Here is an 18,848-nt window from a genome sequence, read left to right as displayed (position 1 = left end):
GACCTAACAGGTTTTCAAAACCTGTTAGGTCTACAAAACGTCCAAGCCATAAAATTTTTAAACGCCATCCAACATGAAAAAAGAACCCTTCCAACCCAATCATTTCTACCTGATCCGAAACACCGCCAACAACCGCGAAAAGATTTTCTTCGAAGAGCGCAATTACTATTATTTTGTGAACTTGTTGCACCGACATTTGCGCCACATCGGAACGTTGCACGCCTGCTGTTTGCAGGAAGACCGTTTCGAAATCGTGATCCGAATCAACGATGAATCAACGATCGCCGAAAAATACCGTGAGAAAATCCACCTGCCGCTTTCCCACTTTTTCAACGCTTATTGCAAAGGTGTCAACAAAGCCTACGGTCGGTCGGGAAGTTTGTTTAGAGAGCATTTTTTCAGACAAAATATCGCATTCGATGAAATAAATCACGTCATCTGCAAACTTCAATCTGTCGGAAATTCAAAAGGCATCCGAGTTTTTTCAGTAAACCACAACCAATAAGATGTCCATCGGAGTAAAACAAATGAGTTGTATTTTAGCGCTGATCGGCTTGGTTTTGCTGTGTTCGGTCGGACGAAATCGCAATACGATCAATGTGCGGAAATCCGAAAGCGATTCCGTTCCCAAAATTTTGTACGACTACTTACCCCAAATTCAAAAAATAACCACCGATTCGATCGTTTATCCGTACGAACCGTTTTACGACGACAGCACCGGAAATTTCGTCGCAATCGGGCATTTGGTTTCGTCCGACGAATTCCACGCCGTCAGCACGTCATTCAAGGACAGTTCGCTCACTTTTTTTCGGTACGATGCGCCCGAATGGAAAATCATCGGGAAAGAAAAACTGCCCGATTTCGTCTTTCTCGAAACCCAGGATTTGGACAATGACGGAAGGCGCGAAATCTTAACGAGAACGCCGCCAAACATGAACGGCAATTGCGGTTACAACATTTTTTATCTGTCCGAAAAACGACAGGGCGTACATTTTTCGGGCTATCTCTTCGGGCGATTCGAACCGATGCCGAACGCGCAAGTCCACTACATTTACGAAGGCAGTTGGTACATGCCGTATACGCAAACGCTTTACGAATGGCGCAACGAAAAACTGATTCCGGTGCGCGAAGTGTCGGTCGAACTCAAAAAGGCCAACATGCGGACGAACGCCCAATGGATTACCTTTTCGGAGAATCCGACGTACGATAAAGACACGCTGGTCGTGAAGTTCAAGAAAACGTATCGGGAACGCAAACACGCGAAACTCGTCGATGAATTTTTCGGAAAAAAACAGACGGAACAATGAACCGAATCAAATCTTTTTTCACGAAATGTTGGTCGTGGATCAAACGCAACCGAATCAAATCGGGTATTGCGTTCGTGCTTTTGATCGCGTATTATTTTTGTTTGCCGCGCACGCTTTTCAACGAACCATTCTCAACCGTAATTGAAAGCCATGATGGCGAACTGCTCGGAGCCAAAATCGCCGACGACGGCCAATGGCGTTTTCCCGCAGCCGATAGCGTTCCCGAAAAATTCCAAAAGTGCATCGTCTATTTCGAAGATGAAAATTTTTACAAACATCCGGGTTTCAATCCCGTTTCGATGTATAAGGCATTCGTCCAAAACCGCAAAGCCGGAAAAGTTAAGCGCGGCGGAAGTACGATCACCCAGCAAGTCATCCGATTGTCGCGCAAGAACAAATCGCGTACGTATTTCGAAAAAGGAATCGAAGTCATTTTAGCGACGCGGCTCGAACTGCGTCATTCGAAAGAGACGATACTCGAATTGTATGCGGCACATGCGCCTTTTGGCGGAAACGTCGTCGGGTTGGAAATGGCTTCGTGGCGTTATTTCGGGATTCCCGCGAACCAACTTTCCTGGGCCGAAAGTGCGACGTTGGCGGTTTTACCGAATGCGCCGAGTTTGATTTATCCAGGGAAAAACCAGCAACGTTTACGCGTGAAAAGAGACGCTTTATTGCTCAAGTTGCACCGCGATGGCGTCATAGACAAAATGACCTACGATTTGTCGCTCACCGAACCATTACCGCAGAAACCGTATGATTTACCGCAGACCGCCCAACATCTGCTCGAGAATATCGCCGCGAAAGACAAGGGAAAACGCGTGCGAACCACGATCGATCTGGCGCTTCAGGAACGCGTGAACCAGATCGTCAGGAACTGGCACAACCAATTCAAGCAAAACGAGGTGAACAACATGGCGGTTCTGGTCATTGACATCAAGAACCGCGACGTGATCAGTTATGTCGGGAATGCGCCGACCGATGCCGATCACGATAAGGACGTCGACATCATTCCGGCACCCAGAAGTACGGGAAGCATTCTCAAGCCGTTGTTGTACGCCGCGATGCTCGACGACGGGGAAATTTTGCCGAACACATTGGTTCCCGATATTCCCGTGCAGATTTCGGGTTTCGTGCCCCAGAATTACGATTTGACCTACGACGGAGCGGTTCCGGCGCAACGCGCGTTGGCTCGGTCGCTGAACATTCCGTCGGTGTTGATGTTGCAGGATCACGGCGTGAACAAGTTTTACGAATTGTTGCAGAAGTTCAAGTTGCGCGACATCAACAGGCATCCGGATCACTACGGATTGTCATTGATTTTGGGCGGTGCCGAATCGAATCTGTGGGATTTGTGCCGAACGTATGCGAATTTGTCGTCGACCGTAAATTACTTCAACGGCAATCAGGCGAAATATCGGTCGGGCGAATTCGCGGCTCTCAATTATTACGAGGGTTTCAAGACCGATTTCGGAAAGGAAAGTTATCAAAAAACTTTGCTCGGAGCGGGTTCGATCTGGCTCGCCTACAACGCGATGAAGGAAGTGAACCGGCCCGAAGGCGACGAGGCGTGGAAGTTTTACGATTCATCGCTTGAAATCGCATGGAAAACGGGTACGAGCTTCGGGAACCGCGACGCGTGGGCGATCGGGACCAATGCGAATTACGTCGTAGGCGTTTGGGTCGGAAATGCTTCGGGAGAAGGCAGGCCTGAACTCACGGGCGTGAATTGTGCGGCTCCGGTTCTGTTCGACGTTTTCAATGTGTTGCCTCGCAAGAAATGGTTCGCCAAACCGCTTAACGATCTTGAGGAAGTCGAAGTTTGTGCGCAAAGCGGTTATTTGGCGCAAGACGATTGCCCAAAGACGAAACAACTCGTCCCGCTGCGTGGAAAAAACACCAAAGTATGTCCGTATCACAAACTCGTGCATCTCGACGCGGCCCAGAATTTCCGCGTGAACAGCAGTTGCGAAGACGTTTCGAACATCATAAACAAAAAGTGGTTCGTGCTGCCGCCGGTCATGGAATGGTATTACAAAAGCCGTCACATCGATTACAGGCCGTTGCCGCCGATGCGTGACGATTGCGCAAACAACGAGAAGGCGCAGATGGATTTCATCTATCCGAAAAGCTACAGCGCGAAGATTTTCCTGACTAAAGATTTCAACGGAAACATTCAACCGGTAGTAGTAAAAGTCGCGCACTCAAACCCGAACGCCGTGCTGTTTTGGTACGTCGACAACGTGTTCAAAGGCAAGACGCAAACCTTTCACGAAATGGCCGTCGTAGCCGAAACGGGTTTCCACAATATCACGATCCTCGATGAGAAAGGCAACGAGATAAATCGCAGGGTCGAAATCGTCAAAGAGTAAATTGTATGTTGTTCCAAATCATATATTTGTAAAAACAAATTTTATGAAACAACAACTACTTTTCCTTTTCGCTTTTTTATCGTTCAGCATCTCGTCATTCGGCCAGGTAGTGATCAATCAACCCGCCGATATCACGCAATGCGACAATCCGGTTTTCGACCTGACCACGACCATTCCCGAGATTTTGAATGGGCAGCCGTCGATCTCGGTTAGTTTTTACCTGACTCAAGCCGATGTCGTGAGTGGCATAAATGCGATCCCGAACCCAACTGCGTTTGCGACTTTAAATACATTCACGACGATTTGGGCGCGTGCCGACAACCAGACCGGGATGTTCGCGACGACTTCGTTTCAATTGATAAGCGCGGTGTTGTTCGATTACAACGTTCCGCCAGCGCAGCACGATTGTAGCGCCACGGAATTCGGGACGTTCAATCTTATCTCGTTGATTCCGCAAATGGTCACTCCTCAACAGGATTACGACGTTTTTTTCTTTGAATCGGAGATCGATGCGATCAACGTCAACAATGTCAACGCAATCGTAAACACGGGTAATTACACGATGGTTGCTCCGTATTTCCAAACCATTTATGCATCGATCCTGACAATATCGGGATTTGATTGCCGTGTCGTAGTTCCTATCCAATTAGTTGCGGGGAATTGCACCGGAAATACGATTTCAGGAACCGTGCGATACAATCAAAACGGCGATGATTGCGCGACATCGACCATTGGGATGCCAGGCATAAAGGTCAGCAATCTCAACGGTAACGATTTCCGCGTCGCTTATACGAACAACGACGGCGATTACGAGTTTTCGAACATTTTGGCGGGTACGAACACCACGAGTATTTTCGCTGCCGACCTTTCACCCGGAATCACAGTCGCGGGACAGGATTCGTATACGTTTCCGATTGTCGATGTCAGTAACGAAACGGCTAATTTCTGCCTGAACTCCGTAGCGCTTACCGATGCCGCGATTTACTTTTTCCCAGTCGGGCAGGCGCGTCCGGGATTCCAAGCTGTGTATGCGCTGCAGATCGTCAACGAAGGCAACCAACCGTTGACGGGAAATGCTTCGATTATTTTTGAAAATACGAAAATGCAGTTCATGAGTACGACTGTTCCATCGCTTACGGCCGGTGGAAACCAAATGACGATGTCGTTTGCCAATTTGGCGCCGCAAGCCGCGATTTTCGGTTACGTTTATTTCATTGTCGCTACGCCGCCGACTGTCAATGCTGGCGATTTGCTTGCCTTCGATGCTTCGGTGCAAGTGGTTCAGGCCGATGAGAATATGTCCAATAATTCGGTCGCATTCAGCCAAACGGTCGTGAATTCATACGATCCGAACGATATTACTTGTCTGGAAGGCGCGACGATCTCGCCCGCTCAGGCCGACGGTTATTTGCATTACACGATCCGATTCCAGAATTCGGGAACGGCCGACGCGATCAATGTGCGCGTCGAAAACCAACTCGACACCAACCTCAATTGGAACACTTTCGAACCGATCGTGGCGAGTCATACGTATTTCGCCGAACGCATCGGAAACACCATAAATTTCAGGTTCAACAACATCAATTTGCCTGCGGAACAGGACGATGAACCGGCGAGCCACGGCTTTATAACCTATAGGATCAAACCGATTTCATCAATAGAAGTCGGCGATGTGATCCCAAATTCGGCGTCGATTTTCTTCGACTTCAATGCTCCGATCGTGACCGATGAAATCACCACGACGGTTCAAATGTTATCGGTTCCGACAAACAATTTGAATACTTTGAAACTGTATCCGAATCCCGCGAAAGGCAGTTTTTCTATCCGATGCGAAACTTCAGGAAATCTCGATGTCTCGATTTTCGACGTGCGCGGATCGAAGGTTCTCGAACGCAAATCAATTGCCCACTCACACGAAACGAACGTCGATATTTCGTCGCTGACGTCGGGGATTTACATCGTAAAAATGAACGTGAACGGGCTTTCGGTAGTTCGGAAGCTCGTCGTCAACTAATATTCATTCATGATTATGAAAAGAAAAATACTATTGCTTGTTTCGTTCTTATGGGTTTCGTTCGCCGTTGCACAAGCCGGCGCGAATATGCCTCCGAACATTCATCAATGCGGGAACGAGGTCTTTGATCTGACCGTTCAGACCGCGGTCATTCTAGGGAATCAGAACCCGAGTCAATTTTCGGTCACATATTTCACATCGCTGTCGAACGCCCAAACGAACTTGAACCCGATCGCGAATCCATCGTTTTACGTGAGCCCATTGAGCCAGGTGATTTTTGCGCGCGTTACGAATTCATCGAACGGTACGTACGCGACGACATCGTTCACGGTGAGTTGGAGCACAGGTCAAGGTCCGTTTATCTCTCCTTTGCCCGACGTCACGGCCTGCGATGCTTATCCGCTGCCCGCGCTTTCAGTCGGAAATTATTACACGGGTCCGAATGGAACGGGAAGCCTGATCACGATCGGGACACTAATTACACAAACCATGATGGTTTACGCGTATGCGAACCAATCGGGTTGTTCGTCCCAAACCTCGTTCATGGTTACGATTTTGGGATCGCCACAGGTTGAAGTTCAAAATGTTTTCGCATGTACGGAGTTTGTATTGCCCGCACTCCCGGCGCCGGCAAATTATTTTACAGGTCCGGGTGGAACGGGAACGATTTTGGCCGCAGGACAAACCATCACGCAAAGCATGACGCTTTATGTTTTTGCCCAGAATGGATCCTGCACGTTTGAAAACAGTTTTACCGTAACAATCGGTGAGATCCAAGCCAATAACCCGAATCCGATTGAATCGTGCAGCGCCGACGGCATGGGGATATTTGATTTGACGACGGTTATGCCCGAGGTAAGTTCGGCTCCCGGAGCGTTGATTACGTTCTACTCGACCATGGCCGACGCGCAAGCCGACGTAAATTCTATTTTGAACGTTTCGGCGTTTGTCAGTCCGACTTCTATGCTATTCATACGCGTTCAAATCGGGGATTGTTTTGATATCGTGCCGTTGCAGCTCATTTCAAATGTTTGTACCGACAATTATATTTATGGCTCCGTTGTGCTCGATACCGGAAACGACGGCTGCGGACAAGGAAATGATGTGTACATTCCTGGTATCGCGTTAACACATACGTTCGGAGGTCAGCAAACGACCATCTACACAACTACTAACAGTTATCTCGAAATCCCGAACGTCCAGTCAGGCACGAACGTGATCGCGGTTGATCCGACTTCGCTTCCTGCGGGTATTTCTGTTGCCGAACCGACCCAAACCTTCGATGTCGGGACAAACGAACAATATGACGCGTCGTTTTGTGCGACAGGAGTGATTTCTCCAGATACGTCGATCTACATCATTCCGACGAGCCAGCCGATTCCCGGATTTAATGCAACGTACCGCATCGGATTGCTCAATATGTCCTTGCAGAACTCGACAGCGACGGTAACCGTAACATTTGATAACAGCAAGCTTACGTTTACTGACGGCACGTACGTTCCGGTCGCGCAAACCGCAAATACGGTAACCTTTAGCGTGCCTACGATTCCAGCGCTTGCGACAGGGGAATTTGAAGTTTATTTTCAAGTCGCTATGCCTCCGATTGCGAATTCGGGCGACGTGCTGACGTTGACCGCGAGTTCGGTAATTTCTCCAGCCGACTCGAATGCGGGAAACAACACGATTTCCCTTGAACAAACGGTAACGAACTCCTACGATCCGAACGATATCACGGTTCACGAAGGCGCAACGATCACGCCCGCGCAGGCTGACGATTATTTGCATTACACCATACGTTTCCAGAATCTCGGAACGGCATCGGCCCAAAATGTGAGAATCGAAAACATGCTCGATGCGAACCTTGATTGGTCGACGTTCCGACCGGTTTCGTCAAGCCACTTTTATCGTGCCGAGCGCGACGGGAATGCGGTCGTATTTTATTTTGATTCGATTTTTTTGACGGCGGAACAGAATGATGAAGATGCCAGCCATGGTTACGTTTCGTATAAGGTCAAGCCGATCTCGGGCATACAGGTTGGGGATTCGGTGACGAACCAAGCGGGAATTTTCTTTGATTTCAATCCTGTCGTGGAAACGAATGGCGTTGTGACGACGGTTCAGATGCTGTCGGCCGATGACACTGCTTTTGGAGGAATTTCGATATATCCGAATCCGACGCAAGATGTGTTTAAAGTTCGTGCGTTGAACGTTTCGGAAATGAGTATTGAAATTATCGATGCGAGAGGAGCGAAGGTCATGTCCGATCAATTGACGCTCGACGGGAACGAGGCTTCGGTCGATGTTTCCCAGTTGAATTCGGGGTTGTATTTCGTGAGAATGGTTTCAGGAAATGCTTCGGTCGTTCGGAAATTGATGGTCAGATAATGTATCTCATACTTGGCGTGATTCCGAATTCGGTCAAAACCTGCGTATCGTAATTTTGCGTGCGACATATCGAGTTGCAGTTTACGAAATTGACTTTAGTCGTTTTGTATGACGAGAGACTCGCATACTCGAGACCGGAGAACGTTCGTCATCAAGTAACGCGAACTCTAGCCCGGATAGCAGCGGCATCCTTTTGAGCGCTTCTTTAGCGCGCAAAAGATATAGCGGATAGCCGGAACAAGCTCCTGAGATTGCTTTAAGCAGTAAACAGTAAGCTTCAGGCTTTTTGTGGATAAAACAGGAAAATCCGTTTTTTCATAACGCTCAACTCAGGCACTCAGGCACCGAGCACTCAGGCACTAAAAATAAAAAAACCGCCGATCTTGCGAAAGGCGGTTTAATTTTAATCGGCAATCACTTCTTCGCCACCGGCGTTGTAAAAGTGATATTCGAGGAACGTGTAAGCGTCACGTGGTATGATCTTCACCCATTTTTTGTGCTCCAAGAACCACTTGGATCGCACTGATGGAAAACCTTTACTGAGGTAAGCAGCCACAAACGGATGCGTGGCAAGCACGACCTTCTTGTGGGTTTTTAAGATGCGTTCCAAATCAGAAGCGATGCGGTCGACGATCAGGATTGGTGCCTGAATTTCAGCGTTGACGTTGTTCGGATCTTCTTCGTTTGTTTTGATTTTTACTTCCGGCCTAACTCTTTGTCGGGTTATCTGAACGAGTCCGAACTTGCTAGGTGGCAAGATTTTGTGTTTGGCCTTGTCGTCTTCCATTTCCTTGCGGAGATGGTCGAAAAGCACTTTGCGATTGTCAGGATTGGTCATGTCGATAAAATCGATGACGATGATCCCGCCCATATCGCGGAGTCGCAACTGGCGTGCGATCTCGGCAGCCGCGATCATGTTGACCTCGAGTGCCGTGTCTTCCTGGTTGGAAGCTTTGTTTGAGCGATTGCCCGAATTTACGTCGATGACGTGTAACGCCTCAGTGTGTTCAATGATAAGATAGGCGCCACGGCTCATTGAAACGGTTTTTCCAAACGAGGTCTTTATTTGACGTTCGATGTGGTAGCGTTCAAAGATCGGGGTATCCTTTGATTGATAGAAGCGTACTATATTCTGTTTTGTTGGAGCTATCTCTGAAAGATACTCTTTGATCTGGTAAAACAACTCCTCGTCATCTACATTGATTCCCGTGAAGGTATCGTTGAATACGTCGCGCAATATCGAAGATGCCCTGTTGACTTCTCCCAATACTTTGGACGGATGATGCGCAGTCGGTAATTTTTTACACATTGCAGCCCACCGCGTAAGCAGGTTTTGCAAGTCTTTGTCCAGCTCGGCTACTTTTTGCCCTTCGGCAACGGTGCGGACGATTATGCCGAATCCTTTCGGTCTGATGGATTGTACGAGTCGTTTCAATCGGTCTTTCTCTTCTTTGGATTCTATCTTTTGCGAGATGGAAACCCTGTCAGAGAACGGGACCAATACGATAAAACGTCCGGCGAGCGACAGTTCTGAACTGATACGCGGGCCTTTGGTTGAAATCGGCTCCTTGACGACTTGAACTAGTAAGGATTGGTTCGATCCTAAAATGTCGGTTATGACACCGTTCTTGTCGATCTCTTTTTCAAACTGAAAGTTTTTAAGTGAAGAATCTTTTAATTTACCTGCGCTTACAAGCTTTAAGAATTTCAATTGGGAAGACAAGTTCGGGCCTAAATCGTGATAGTGTAAAAATGCATCTTTATCACCGCCAACGTTCACGAACGCTGCATTTAGTCCTGCGACGGGCTTGCGGATCTTCGCTATGAAAATATCGCCGACCTGGAAGTCGCTTTTTTCTTCTTCCCTGTGTAATTCAATTAGTTTTCCATCTTTTAATAAGGCAAAATCTACGGCTTCAGAACTCGATCTGATGATTAATTCTTTATTCACACTGTAAATTTTTATCCGATAGTTGAGGTTCAGGGTTCAGGGTTCAGGGTTCAGGGTTCGAAAACCTTGCACCTTACACCTTGCGCCTTGTACCCAAATAGGGGATGGATTAAACAATAAATAACAGGTATGTAATTACCCGGTGGATTACCTGAAAAGCTCTCTCAAACGCCGCGCTGCTTGTAGCTTTGGACATCTGACTTTTCGATTGTAACCCGATTTCAATGAACGATTTGTAATTTTTCTAATTTTCCTAAAAAGAAAAAAGTAGTTAAAGAACTACTTTTTCTTCTTGTGACGGTTAGCTCTCGCACGTTTTTTACGTTTGTGCGTCGCTACCTTATGTCTTTTTCTCTTTTTACCACTTGGCATAATGCGAATTTTAGTGATTAATTATTGGTTATTTTGCTTCGTTGTTGGTTTTAACACCTTCAACAAACACCTTTGCAGGTTTGAATGCCGGGATGTTGTGAGCAGGAATTTTGATCGTGGTGTTTTTAGAGATGTTTCTTCCTGTTTTTTCAGCTCTTGTCTTGATGATGAAGCTTCCAAAACCTCTCAAATAAACGTTGTCTCCTGTTTCGAGAGAAGTCTTGACCTCGTCCATAAAAGATTCTACAGTTGCCTGAACATCGCCTTTTTCAAGACCTAACTTCTCAGAAATTTTCGCTACGATATCTGCTTTCGTCATTTTCTTGCGTTTTAATAATTGTGTGATATTTTTCGAGGTGCAAATATAAGAATTAAAAAACCAATAATTCAACCATAATTAATTAAAATTTAATAACATAAACTTTTACTTTTGCCGCTTTCGCCCGTAAACATGGACTTCGCTAAACGTCTTATTCAATGGTATTTACAAAACAGGCGCGAATTGCCTTGGCGCGAAACCACGAATCCTTACCATATATGGCTTTCTGAGATTATGCTCCAGCAAACGCGGGTTGCGCAGGGAATGCCGTATTATTATAAGTTTACCGAGACGTTTCCTACAGTGTTCGACCTCGCGAACGCCGACGAGGAAAAAGTGCTCAAATTATGGCAAGGACTCGGCTATTATTCACGTGCGAGAAACCTGCACGGAACCGCGAAAATCGTAGCGCACGAACTCGGCGGAAAATTCCCTTCGAACTACAAAGATCTACTCCAATTGAAAGGTGTCGGCGACTACACGGCGGCCGCAATCGCATCGTTTTCATACAAGGAAGCGGTTCCCGTTGTCGACGGAAACGTATTTCGCGTCCTGTCACGTTATTTCGATATTGAAACCGACATCGCATCGCCCAAGGCCAAGAAGGAATTCGCCGCGCTTGCATTCGAACTCATGCCCAAAGACGATCCCGCGACGTTCAACCAGGCGATGATGGAATTCGGAGCGTTGCAATGTGTCCCGAAGAATCCCGCGTGCATGTTTTGCCCGATGAACGACGGCTGCCTCGCACTCGCAAAAGGAAAAGTCGATAAACTTCCCGTGAAACTCAAGAAGCAAAAGATCACGAATCGCTACTTCAATTATATGGTGTATCAGGATGCTGTCGGAAATACGCTGTTGCAGAAACGCGAAGGCAAAGGCATCTGGCAGAATCTTTACGAATTTCCATTAGTAGAAACCCAAGCAGCTGCTAACTTGGCAATTGTTTCGGATGCGATAGCAAAAAACGAAATCCTTTCCGTTTCTGAAATCGACCAGACCGCGATCACGCACAAACTTTCGCACCAGCATTTGTTCATCCGATTCTGGAAAGTCGAGGTTTCAGGAAAATTGGAAAATGGAATTTCGATAGACGACGTTCGTGGTTTTCCGGTTCCGGTAGTGTTGGGGAATTTTATCGACAGGCATTTTTTTAGGTAACGGTTGATGTGTTGATTTGTTGATTTGTTGATTTGAATCGTTGCCTGCCGATGGTATGTTAAATTTTGTTGATGATCGTCGTTCGAAGGCAAAGTTCAAACAGAGTTTCTACGACAATTAGAATATCAATTAAAATGAATCGTTGCCTGCCGATGGTATATTAAGTTCTATCGATGATCGTCGTTCGAAGGCAAAGTTCAAACAGACATTCTCCGACACTTAGAATATCAATTAAAATGAATCGCTGCCTGCCGATGGTATATTAAGTTCTGTCGATGATCGTCGTTCGAAGGCAAAATTCAAACTGAGATTCACGACAATTAGAATATCAATTAAAACGAATCGTTGCCTGCCGATGGTAAATTAAGTTTTGTTGATGATCGTCGTTCGAAGGCAAAATTCAAACAGAGATTCTCCGACAATTAGAATATCAATTAAAATGAATCGTTGCCTGCCGATGGTATATAAGTTCTGTTGATGATCGTCGTTCGAAGGCAAAGTTCAAACAGACATTCTCCGACACTTAGAATATCAATTAAAATGAATCGTTGCCTGCCGATGGTATATTAAATTTTGTTGATGATCGTCGTTCGAAGGCAAAGTTCAAACAGAGTTTCTACGACAATTAGAATGTCAATTAAAATAAATCGTTGCCTGCCGATGGTATATTAAGTTTTGTTGATGATCGTCGTTCGAAGGCAAAATTCAAACAGAGATTCACGACAATTAGAATATCAATTAAAATGAATCGTTGCCTGCCGATGGTATATTAAGTTTTGTTGATGATCGTCGTTCGAAGGCAAAATTCAAACAGAGATTCTCCGACAATTAGAATATCAATTAAAATGAATCGTTGCCTGCCGATGGTATATTAAGTTTTGTTGATGATCGTCGTTCGAAGGCCAAGTTCAAACAGACATTCTCCGACACTTAGAATATCAATGAAAATGAATCGCTGCCTGCCGATGGTAAATTAAGTTTTGTTGATGATCGTCGTTCGAAGGCAAAGTTCAAACAGACATTCTCCGACACTTAGAATATCAATTAAAATGAATCGTTTGCCTGCCGATGGTATATTAAGTTCTGTCGATGATCGTCGTTCGAAGGGAAAATTCAAACAGAGATTCTCCGACGATTAAAATATCAATTAAAATGAATCGTTGCCTGCCGATGGTGTATTAAGTTTTGTTGATTATCGTCGTTCGAAGGCGAAGTTCAAACAGAGATTCACGACAATTAGAATATCAATTAAAATGAATCGTTTCATAACACCGGAATTCAAATAAACACCTAAGCGTAGCCCAACTGATAAATCGCAGCGGAACAAATCAACAGAGCAGCCCGCCAATAAAAACTAACTTATCAATAGCAAGCGAGCATTCAAATCAACAAATCAACAAATCAACACAAACCAACTCATCCACGGCAGACAAGTATTTCAAATCAACAAATCAACAAATCAACGCATCAACAAAAACCAACTCATCCACGGCAGGCAAGTATTTCAAATCAACAAATCAACAAATCAACAAATCAACAAAAACCAACTCGTCCACGGCAGGCAAGTATTTCAAATCAACAAATCAACAAATCAACAAAAACCAACTCGTCCCCGGCAGACAAGTATTTCAAATCAACAAATCAACAAAAACCAACTCATCCACGGCAAACAAGAATTCAAACAAACGATTCAACGATTCAACAATTAAACTTATATTTACACATCTAATCCACGAAACATGAGCGGAACCTTAAATAAAGTCATGCTGATCGGCCATTTGGGCGACGAAGTCAAAATGCATTATTTTGACGGCGGCAATTGCATCGGGCGTTTTCCGCTGGCCACGAATGAAACGTATATCAACAAATCGACGAACGAGAAGATCACGTCGACCGAATGGCACAATCTCGTCGTGCGAAACAAGGCGGCCGAGATCTGCGAAAAATATCTTTCAAAAGGCGACAAGATCTATGTGGAAGGCCGAATCAAATCGCGCCAATGGCAAGCCGAGGACGGAACGACGAAATTCACGACTGAAATCCAGGTCACCGAATTCACGTTCCTAAACGTAAAGAAAGACCTTGATTCGAACCGACAACCTTCAGGATCGGCGCCGAAAGGCACGAGTTACGAACGCGGGGATCTGCCTGAAAACGACCTGCCGTTCTAAGTTTAACCAATCACCAAAAATTTGGACCCCGAGCCCAATAGCGAACTTCTTTCCACGAGCATCGGCCTGACTGCAGGCTTTGCGGTCATTTTCGTGCTGCTTTTTTGTTCGGCATTGGTGTCGGCGGCTGAGGTGGCACTTTTCTCTCTTTCGCCCAAAGATTTAGAAGATTCGGCCAAGCGCGATGCCAAGAAAGCCGCGATACTCTCAAAACTCCTTCAGCGTCCCAAGAAATTGCTCGCGACGATTCTGGTCACGAACAGTTTCGTGAACATGGCCGTCGTGATACTTTTCTTTACGATCGGCACGACGTTATTTTCATTCATCAAAATACCGTTGCTCAAATTTGTGGTCGAAATTATTGTCGTCACGTTTTTCATTTTGCTTTTCGGCGACGTGTTACCAAAAATCTACGCGAATAGAAACAACTTGCGATTCTCTCACTTCATCGCGGGTCCGCTCACGTTTCTCGATGCGGTGTTGACTCCGGTCAGTATTCCGTTGCGATCGATCACGCGATTTCTGCACCGTAAGCTCGGCGGAAAACAAAGATCCAATTTCTCGGTAGATCAATTATCGCAGGCGTTGGAATTGACCTCGAGCGAAGAAACGTCACAACAGGAACAGAAAATCCTCGAGGGAATCGTATCGTTCGGAAACACCGAAACACGACAGGTCATGAGTCCGCGCATCGATATTTTCGCGCTCGACATCACCGATTCCTACGCCGAAATCCTGCCGCAGATCATTGAAAAAGGATTTTCGCGCATTCCCGTTTACGAGGAAAACATCGATCATATCACGGGCGTTTTGTTCGTGAAGGACTTGATTCCGCACATCGGGAAAAAGGAATTCGATTGGAAGGCTTTGATCCGCGAACCGTTTTTCGTTCCTGAAAACAAGAAACTCGACAACCTGCTCAAGGATTTCCAAGGCATGAAAAACCACTTGGCGATCGTGGTCGACGAATACGGCGGAACATCGGGTTTGGTGTCGCTTGAAGATGTGATCGAGGAAATCGTCGGCGACATTTCAGACGAATTCGACGACGACAACATTTCGTATTCCCAGATTTCCGACAACACGTTTTTGTTCGAAGGCAAAGTCAATCTTCGGGATTTTTACCGTATCATTGACCTCGACGAATCGACTTTCGAGGAAAGCAAAGGCGAGGCCGAGACGTTGGCGGGTTTCCTACTCGAGATCCTTGGAAATTTCCCCAAGAAGGGCCAAAAAATAAATTTCGACAAATGCCGTTTTACGATAGAGTCAGTCGATAGAAAGCGCATCAAACAAATCAAAGTTACCGTTGAACATGCTTAAGAAAATTACGCCTTATGTTTTAGTTTCGTTTATGTTGTTGTCGATCGCCGGCTGCAAGGACGACGTGTTGCCAAAACCCGGCGGATTCCTGAGGTTGGATTATCCCGTGGCGAATTATGCGAATTTCTCCGACGGCTGCCCGTACGGTTTCTACATGAACTCGAACGCGTTCATCAAGCCCGAGAAAAACTGCAGCTACACGATCCATTACCCAAAAATGAAGGCGACGGTTTACCTGACTTACAAGACCGTCAACGGGGACATCGACAAATTGCTGCGCGATGCCCAAAAACTTACGTACGAACACGTGATCAAAGCCGACGCGATAACCGAACAACCGTTCGTGAACCGCGATAAGAAAGTTTATGGTATGTTTTACAGCGTCGGAGGAAATGCCGCGACCAATTCGCAATTTTACCTGACCGACAGTACAAAACACTTCATTACGGGCTCGCTGTATTTCTACGCAAAACCAAACTTCGATTCGATCATGCCCGCTGCCGATTATATTAAGAATGATATGCAGACTTTAATGGAAACTCTTTACTGGAAATAGCCTCTCCCTAAAATTAGGTAGTTTTAAAATATCCCTTAATTTGGGGATTGTTTTGTTTGGAGGGATAGGGTACTTTGGTGGGGAATCTTAATCAAACAAACTATGCTCTTGATACGAAAAATCAATTATCAGTTTCTTGTTTTTATTGTTATTGCGGTACTGTTGGCAGGCTGCGAAGCGCAGGAAAGTGTACTACAAAGCTCGCGTTCGACCCAACAAGCGACTATAACTTATAAGACGCTGTCTGAATGCAAGGGAGATGAGGCTCTCAATAAAGCAATGTCGCGTTTTGTCCCGAATATAAAATCGCCCAGTTTTACACTCCGAGATGGTGAGGGCGAACAACATGAGATCGTGATCGATTCTGCTACGGTTAAAATAGTCAACACGCTTAATGAGCTTACCTATAATTTTCTTGTCAATAAATATGTTTCCGAAAAAACCGAGAATCTAATCTTCCAGATCAAAGATCCCGGAACAGCTCAAGAGGAATTGAAGGCTTACCTTGTAAAGTACGATTTGTTACTAGAGCCGGGATCAGAAGAGTATATGGAAATATACGAAGTGATGGAGGACAACAAGATTTGGGCGCTCGGAGGCTGTGTGAGCATCACTATTTATACTGACTATCAATGCGGATGTGCCGGACACTGGCCCGGACAAGCTTGTACATGTCCGCAAACCGCATATACTGCTTCGGCGACGTATACGTTTTGCGACGGCGGTGGCGGCGGTGGCGGAGACGGAGGCGGAGTTCCTCCTACATCAGGCGGAAATCCTCCAACAAATCCGGGTCACGGCGGTGGAGGAGGCTCGATAGGTGTTATACATACAGCAACGGTCTTGCCCTTGAATGATGGAGCTATATTTTTGGGCACATTAACAATGGAGCAAAAAAAATTTTTAGATAGGAATCCCGATATTGCAGAGGAGATTAGTTATTATATTAATCAAGGAGGCGATGAGGGGTTTGCGACTTGGGCTGTAGATTATTTAATGGATCATCCTAGTATTACATGGAGCCAGTTTGTGAATTGGTTTATGATGCCAAGAGAAGGACAGGATGTTTTAAGTTATGATGAAACTTACTGGGAAAATCCTAATCTTACTTTTCCTCAGCAAAATTTGCCAACATGGGCAAATTTTCAAAGTGCGTATCCAACAAATAATGGTGCTACATTAGTTCAAACAATTGGTGGCGCAGTTCAGCAAGCTTTCATTGATTATCCAAATTTGGTAGCAGGGTATTGCGCATTAAAGGTTTCTAGAGGATTAAATTATTCAGGGATTAATATTCCTCAAATTATTACAACTAACGGGAATCCAGGTACAGTAATGGGGGCTGATGGGAAATATTATTTTTTGAATGCAAAGGCTTTGAATAAATGGATGAAAGAAACTTTTGGAACAAATCCGGCAACTACAACAACTCCATACAATGCGAACCATGTTCATATAGATGGTAGTGAAGGAGGGATGAATGGCCAAAACTATCCTGCTTTAACATCAGGAATAAAAGGTATCTATTCTATGGTTTCAACAAACCCCTTGTGGGCTTCAGGCCATGCTGATTTAATTAGTGAAGGAGTCTGTGTTTTTGGATGTCATTTTTACGACACACCTCCAGCTCCAATTGACTATATTGATATATGGACACTAGAATAAAACCTAAAAAAATGAAAGCAAAAATCAGCATAATTATATTTACTAATTTACTAATATGTTGTAATACATACAAGCGAGAGAATTTTACCTATAATCAAAATGAAAAACAATTATGGATAAACTCTTATAAATACGAAGTCTTTTACGGTTGTATTAAAGAAGGTTTGCAAAATGACAGCTTAAGGGTTATTCTTAAAAACAGGGACTTGTTCAATCCTAATCTCGAACTTGATTTTTCTACAATTGATCAAGCCAGACAAATTGGGAAGGAAATAGTTGATAATCTACCTACGCCGTTTATTAAAATAGACCAAGGAGATGAAAATCTTGAGGGTAATAAATTCATTTCCTTTGCATGTTTAAATTATTATGCAAGCAAGGAACTCGACTCGATCGCCAGGATTGAGTATGATATGCATAAAAAGAAGAAATAGATCAAGCAAAGCAATAAAAAGGAATGAGAGAGATTGAATTACAAACAGAAATTTGCTGAGTCTCGGATGTTTTAAAAAGAAATCAAAATCCTAGAATATCATGTTAATAGAATTTTAATCTATGAAAAAATTACTTTGTTTGATATTTATGCTCGCGACTTGTTCATGTGCATCACTTAAAAATTACAATGCCATTGAGAAATATTTAATGGATATAGTAAGTAACAAGACACTTCTCGTTTCTGAAAAATTAAGTAATACCAATACTTTAAGAATACTTTACGAATCCGAAGACATAAATAAAGATTATGATCATGAAATTCCGGTCGATGGAAACCGGAGCAAAGTTCTTGATCAAGTAATTTGGAATAAGATTTTTGACACTAGTAATAATGAAGTCTCGACAATATGGAACAGTTCGGAATTATCAAAAATTGAATTGGAGCAGGTTTCTCAAAAAGAGTTATGGAATTCGGCATTTCTAAACAAATACACTGGTAATAGCAAAAAAATTTTATGGGTGTCAGATGTTATTTATTACAAGCCAAAAAAAATGGCAATTTTCTCATATAAGACAGGAAACACAGACACTCCAGGTTCATCAGAAAGTGCAGCTGTCATAATGGTTTTTGAAAAGGATAAATGGCGTTTTTTGGAAAAAATTTACGATTATCAGTTTCAGTGAATTTTAAAAAGGACTAAGTGCAAAATCAAAATTATTACATGGCCACCTGTCTCCATTATTACAAAAGCCGTGAGTTGGATTCGATTGCTAATCTTGCATTCGAAAAGTTGCAGAGAAGTTTGGAAGAATATTA

14 protein-coding genes are annotated in these 18,848 nt (G+C 44.6%); 12 read left to right on the top strand and 2 right to left on the bottom strand.

Annotation, left to right across the window (positions count from 1 at the left end; translation table 11 throughout):
* Positions 1-73: 73 nt before the first annotated feature.
* The 5 genes from EOO50_RS09455 to EOO50_RS09435 are packed head-to-tail and all read left to right on the top strand — an operon-like array spanning position 74 to position 8,078.
* On the top strand, positions 74-505 hold the full coding sequence (locus tag EOO50_RS09455; protein ID WP_290839533.1) for a hypothetical protein: 432 nt from the start codon (positions 74-76) through the stop codon (positions 503-505).
* 22 nt (positions 506-527) lie between these two features.
* On the top strand, positions 528-1,307 hold the full coding sequence (locus EOO50_RS09450) for a hypothetical protein (protein ID WP_290839532.1): 780 nt from the start codon (positions 528-530) through the stop codon (positions 1,305-1,307).
* Complete coding sequence (gene pbpC, locus EOO50_RS09445) at positions 1,304-3,679, top strand: penicillin-binding protein 1C (protein ID WP_290839530.1); 2,376 nt, start codon at positions 1,304-1,306, stop codon at positions 3,677-3,679. The genes EOO50_RS09450 and pbpC overlap by 4 nt, the downstream gene beginning before the upstream one ends.
* Positions 3,680-3,722: 43 nt before the next feature.
* Entirely contained in the window at positions 3,723-5,693 is a 1,971-nt protein-coding gene (locus EOO50_RS09440) for a T9SS type A sorting domain-containing protein (RefSeq protein ID WP_290839529.1), read from the top strand.
* Positions 5,694-5,708: 15 nt separating this feature from the next.
* On the top strand, positions 5,709-8,078 hold the full coding sequence (locus tag EOO50_RS09435; protein ID WP_290839528.1) for a T9SS type A sorting domain-containing protein: 2,370 nt from the start codon (positions 5,709-5,711) through the stop codon (positions 8,076-8,078).
* Positions 8,079-8,481: 403 nt separating this feature from the next.
* Here the strand turns inward: EOO50_RS09435 and EOO50_RS09430 are convergent, their stop codons facing one another.
* Both EOO50_RS09430 and EOO50_RS09425 read right to left on the bottom strand, forming a co-directional pair.
* A complete protein-coding gene (locus EOO50_RS09430; protein ID WP_290839527.1) occupies positions 8,482-10,029 on the bottom strand; it encodes a ribonuclease E/G in 1,548 nt (515 codons plus the stop codon).
* Positions 10,030-10,429: 400 nt separating this feature from the next.
* Positions 10,430-10,747, bottom strand: a complete 318-nt coding sequence (locus tag EOO50_RS09425) for an HU family DNA-binding protein (RefSeq protein WP_290839563.1) — start codon at positions 10,745-10,747, stop codon at positions 10,430-10,432.
* A gap of 105 nt (positions 10,748-10,852) precedes the next feature.
* Between EOO50_RS09425 and mutY the strand changes: the two genes are divergently transcribed.
* From mutY to EOO50_RS09390, 7 genes are all read left to right on the top strand, one after another.
* Complete coding sequence (gene mutY, locus EOO50_RS09420; protein ID WP_290839526.1) at positions 10,853-11,881, top strand: A/G-specific adenine glycosylase; 1,029 nt, start codon at positions 10,853-10,855, stop codon at positions 11,879-11,881.
* A gap of 1,739 nt (positions 11,882-13,620) precedes the next feature.
* Complete coding sequence (ssb, locus tag EOO50_RS09415; protein ID WP_290839524.1) at positions 13,621-14,052, top strand: single-stranded DNA-binding protein; 432 nt, start codon at positions 13,621-13,623, stop codon at positions 14,050-14,052.
* 21 nt (positions 14,053-14,073) lie between these two features.
* The gene (locus tag EOO50_RS09410) at positions 14,074-15,375 is read left to right on the top strand and encodes a gliding motility-associated protein GldE (RefSeq protein ID WP_290839522.1); all 1,302 of its coding nucleotides are present in this window, start codon (positions 14,074-14,076) and stop codon (positions 15,373-15,375) included.
* A complete protein-coding gene (gldD, locus tag EOO50_RS09405; RefSeq protein WP_290839520.1) occupies positions 15,368-15,931 on the top strand; it encodes a gliding motility lipoprotein GldD in 564 nt (187 codons plus the stop codon). Before EOO50_RS09410 ends, gldD begins: the two co-directional genes overlap by 8 nt.
* A 102-nt stretch (positions 15,932-16,033) precedes the next feature.
* Entirely contained in the window at positions 16,034-17,596 is a 1,563-nt protein-coding gene (locus EOO50_RS09400) for a T6SS effector amidase Tae4 family protein (protein ID WP_290839519.1), read from the top strand.
* Positions 17,597-17,607: 11 nt separating this feature from the next.
* Entirely contained in the window at positions 17,608-18,030 is a 423-nt protein-coding gene (locus tag EOO50_RS09395; RefSeq protein WP_290839517.1) for a hypothetical protein, read from the top strand.
* Between the two features lie 121 nt (positions 18,031-18,151).
* Positions 18,152-18,715: a hypothetical protein gene (locus EOO50_RS09390; RefSeq protein WP_290839515.1), complete on the top strand. Its 564-nt coding sequence runs from the start codon at positions 18,152-18,154 to the stop codon at positions 18,713-18,715.
* The last annotated feature ends 133 nt before the right edge of the window (positions 18,716-18,848 follow it).

This window comes from Flavobacterium sp., assembly GCF_004211145.1.
Taxonomy (GTDB): Bacteria; Bacteroidota; Bacteroidia; order Flavobacteriales; family Flavobacteriaceae; genus Flavobacterium.
The sequence above is the reverse complement of the archived record's forward strand: the minus strand, read 5'-3'. Positions and strand labels throughout refer to the sequence as shown.

Bases quoted from the DNA above. Each gene is read 5' to 3' on its own strand.
- EOO50_RS09455 (WP_290839533.1), top strand. From the start codon at position 74: ATGAAAAAAGAACCCTTCCAACCCAATCATTTCTACCTGATCCGAAAC.
- EOO50_RS09390 (WP_290839515.1), top strand. From the start codon at position 18,152: ATGAAAAAATTACTTTGTTTGATATTTATGCTCGCGACTTGTTCATGT.
- EOO50_RS09450 (WP_290839532.1), top strand. From the start codon at position 528: ATGAGTTGTATTTTAGCGCTGATCGGCTTGGTTTTGCTGTGTTCGGTC.
- EOO50_RS09395 (WP_290839517.1), top strand. From the start codon at position 17,608: ATGAAAGCAAAAATCAGCATAATTATATTTACTAATTTACTAATATGT.
- ssb (WP_290839524.1), top strand. From the start codon at position 13,621: ATGAGCGGAACCTTAAATAAAGTCATGCTGATCGGCCATTTGGGCGAC.
- EOO50_RS09400 (WP_290839519.1), top strand. From the start codon at position 16,034: ATGCTCTTGATACGAAAAATCAATTATCAGTTTCTTGTTTTTATTGTT.
- mutY (WP_290839526.1), top strand. From the start codon at position 10,853: ATGGACTTCGCTAAACGTCTTATTCAATGGTATTTACAAAACAGGCGC.
- gldD (WP_290839520.1), top strand. From the start codon at position 15,368: ATGCTTAAGAAAATTACGCCTTATGTTTTAGTTTCGTTTATGTTGTTG.
- pbpC (WP_290839530.1), top strand. From the start codon at position 1,304: ATGAACCGAATCAAATCTTTTTTCACGAAATGTTGGTCGTGGATCAAA.
- EOO50_RS09440 (WP_290839529.1), top strand. From the start codon at position 3,723: ATGAAACAACAACTACTTTTCCTTTTCGCTTTTTTATCGTTCAGCATC.
- EOO50_RS09435 (WP_290839528.1), top strand. From the start codon at position 5,709: ATGAAAAGAAAAATACTATTGCTTGTTTCGTTCTTATGGGTTTCGTTC.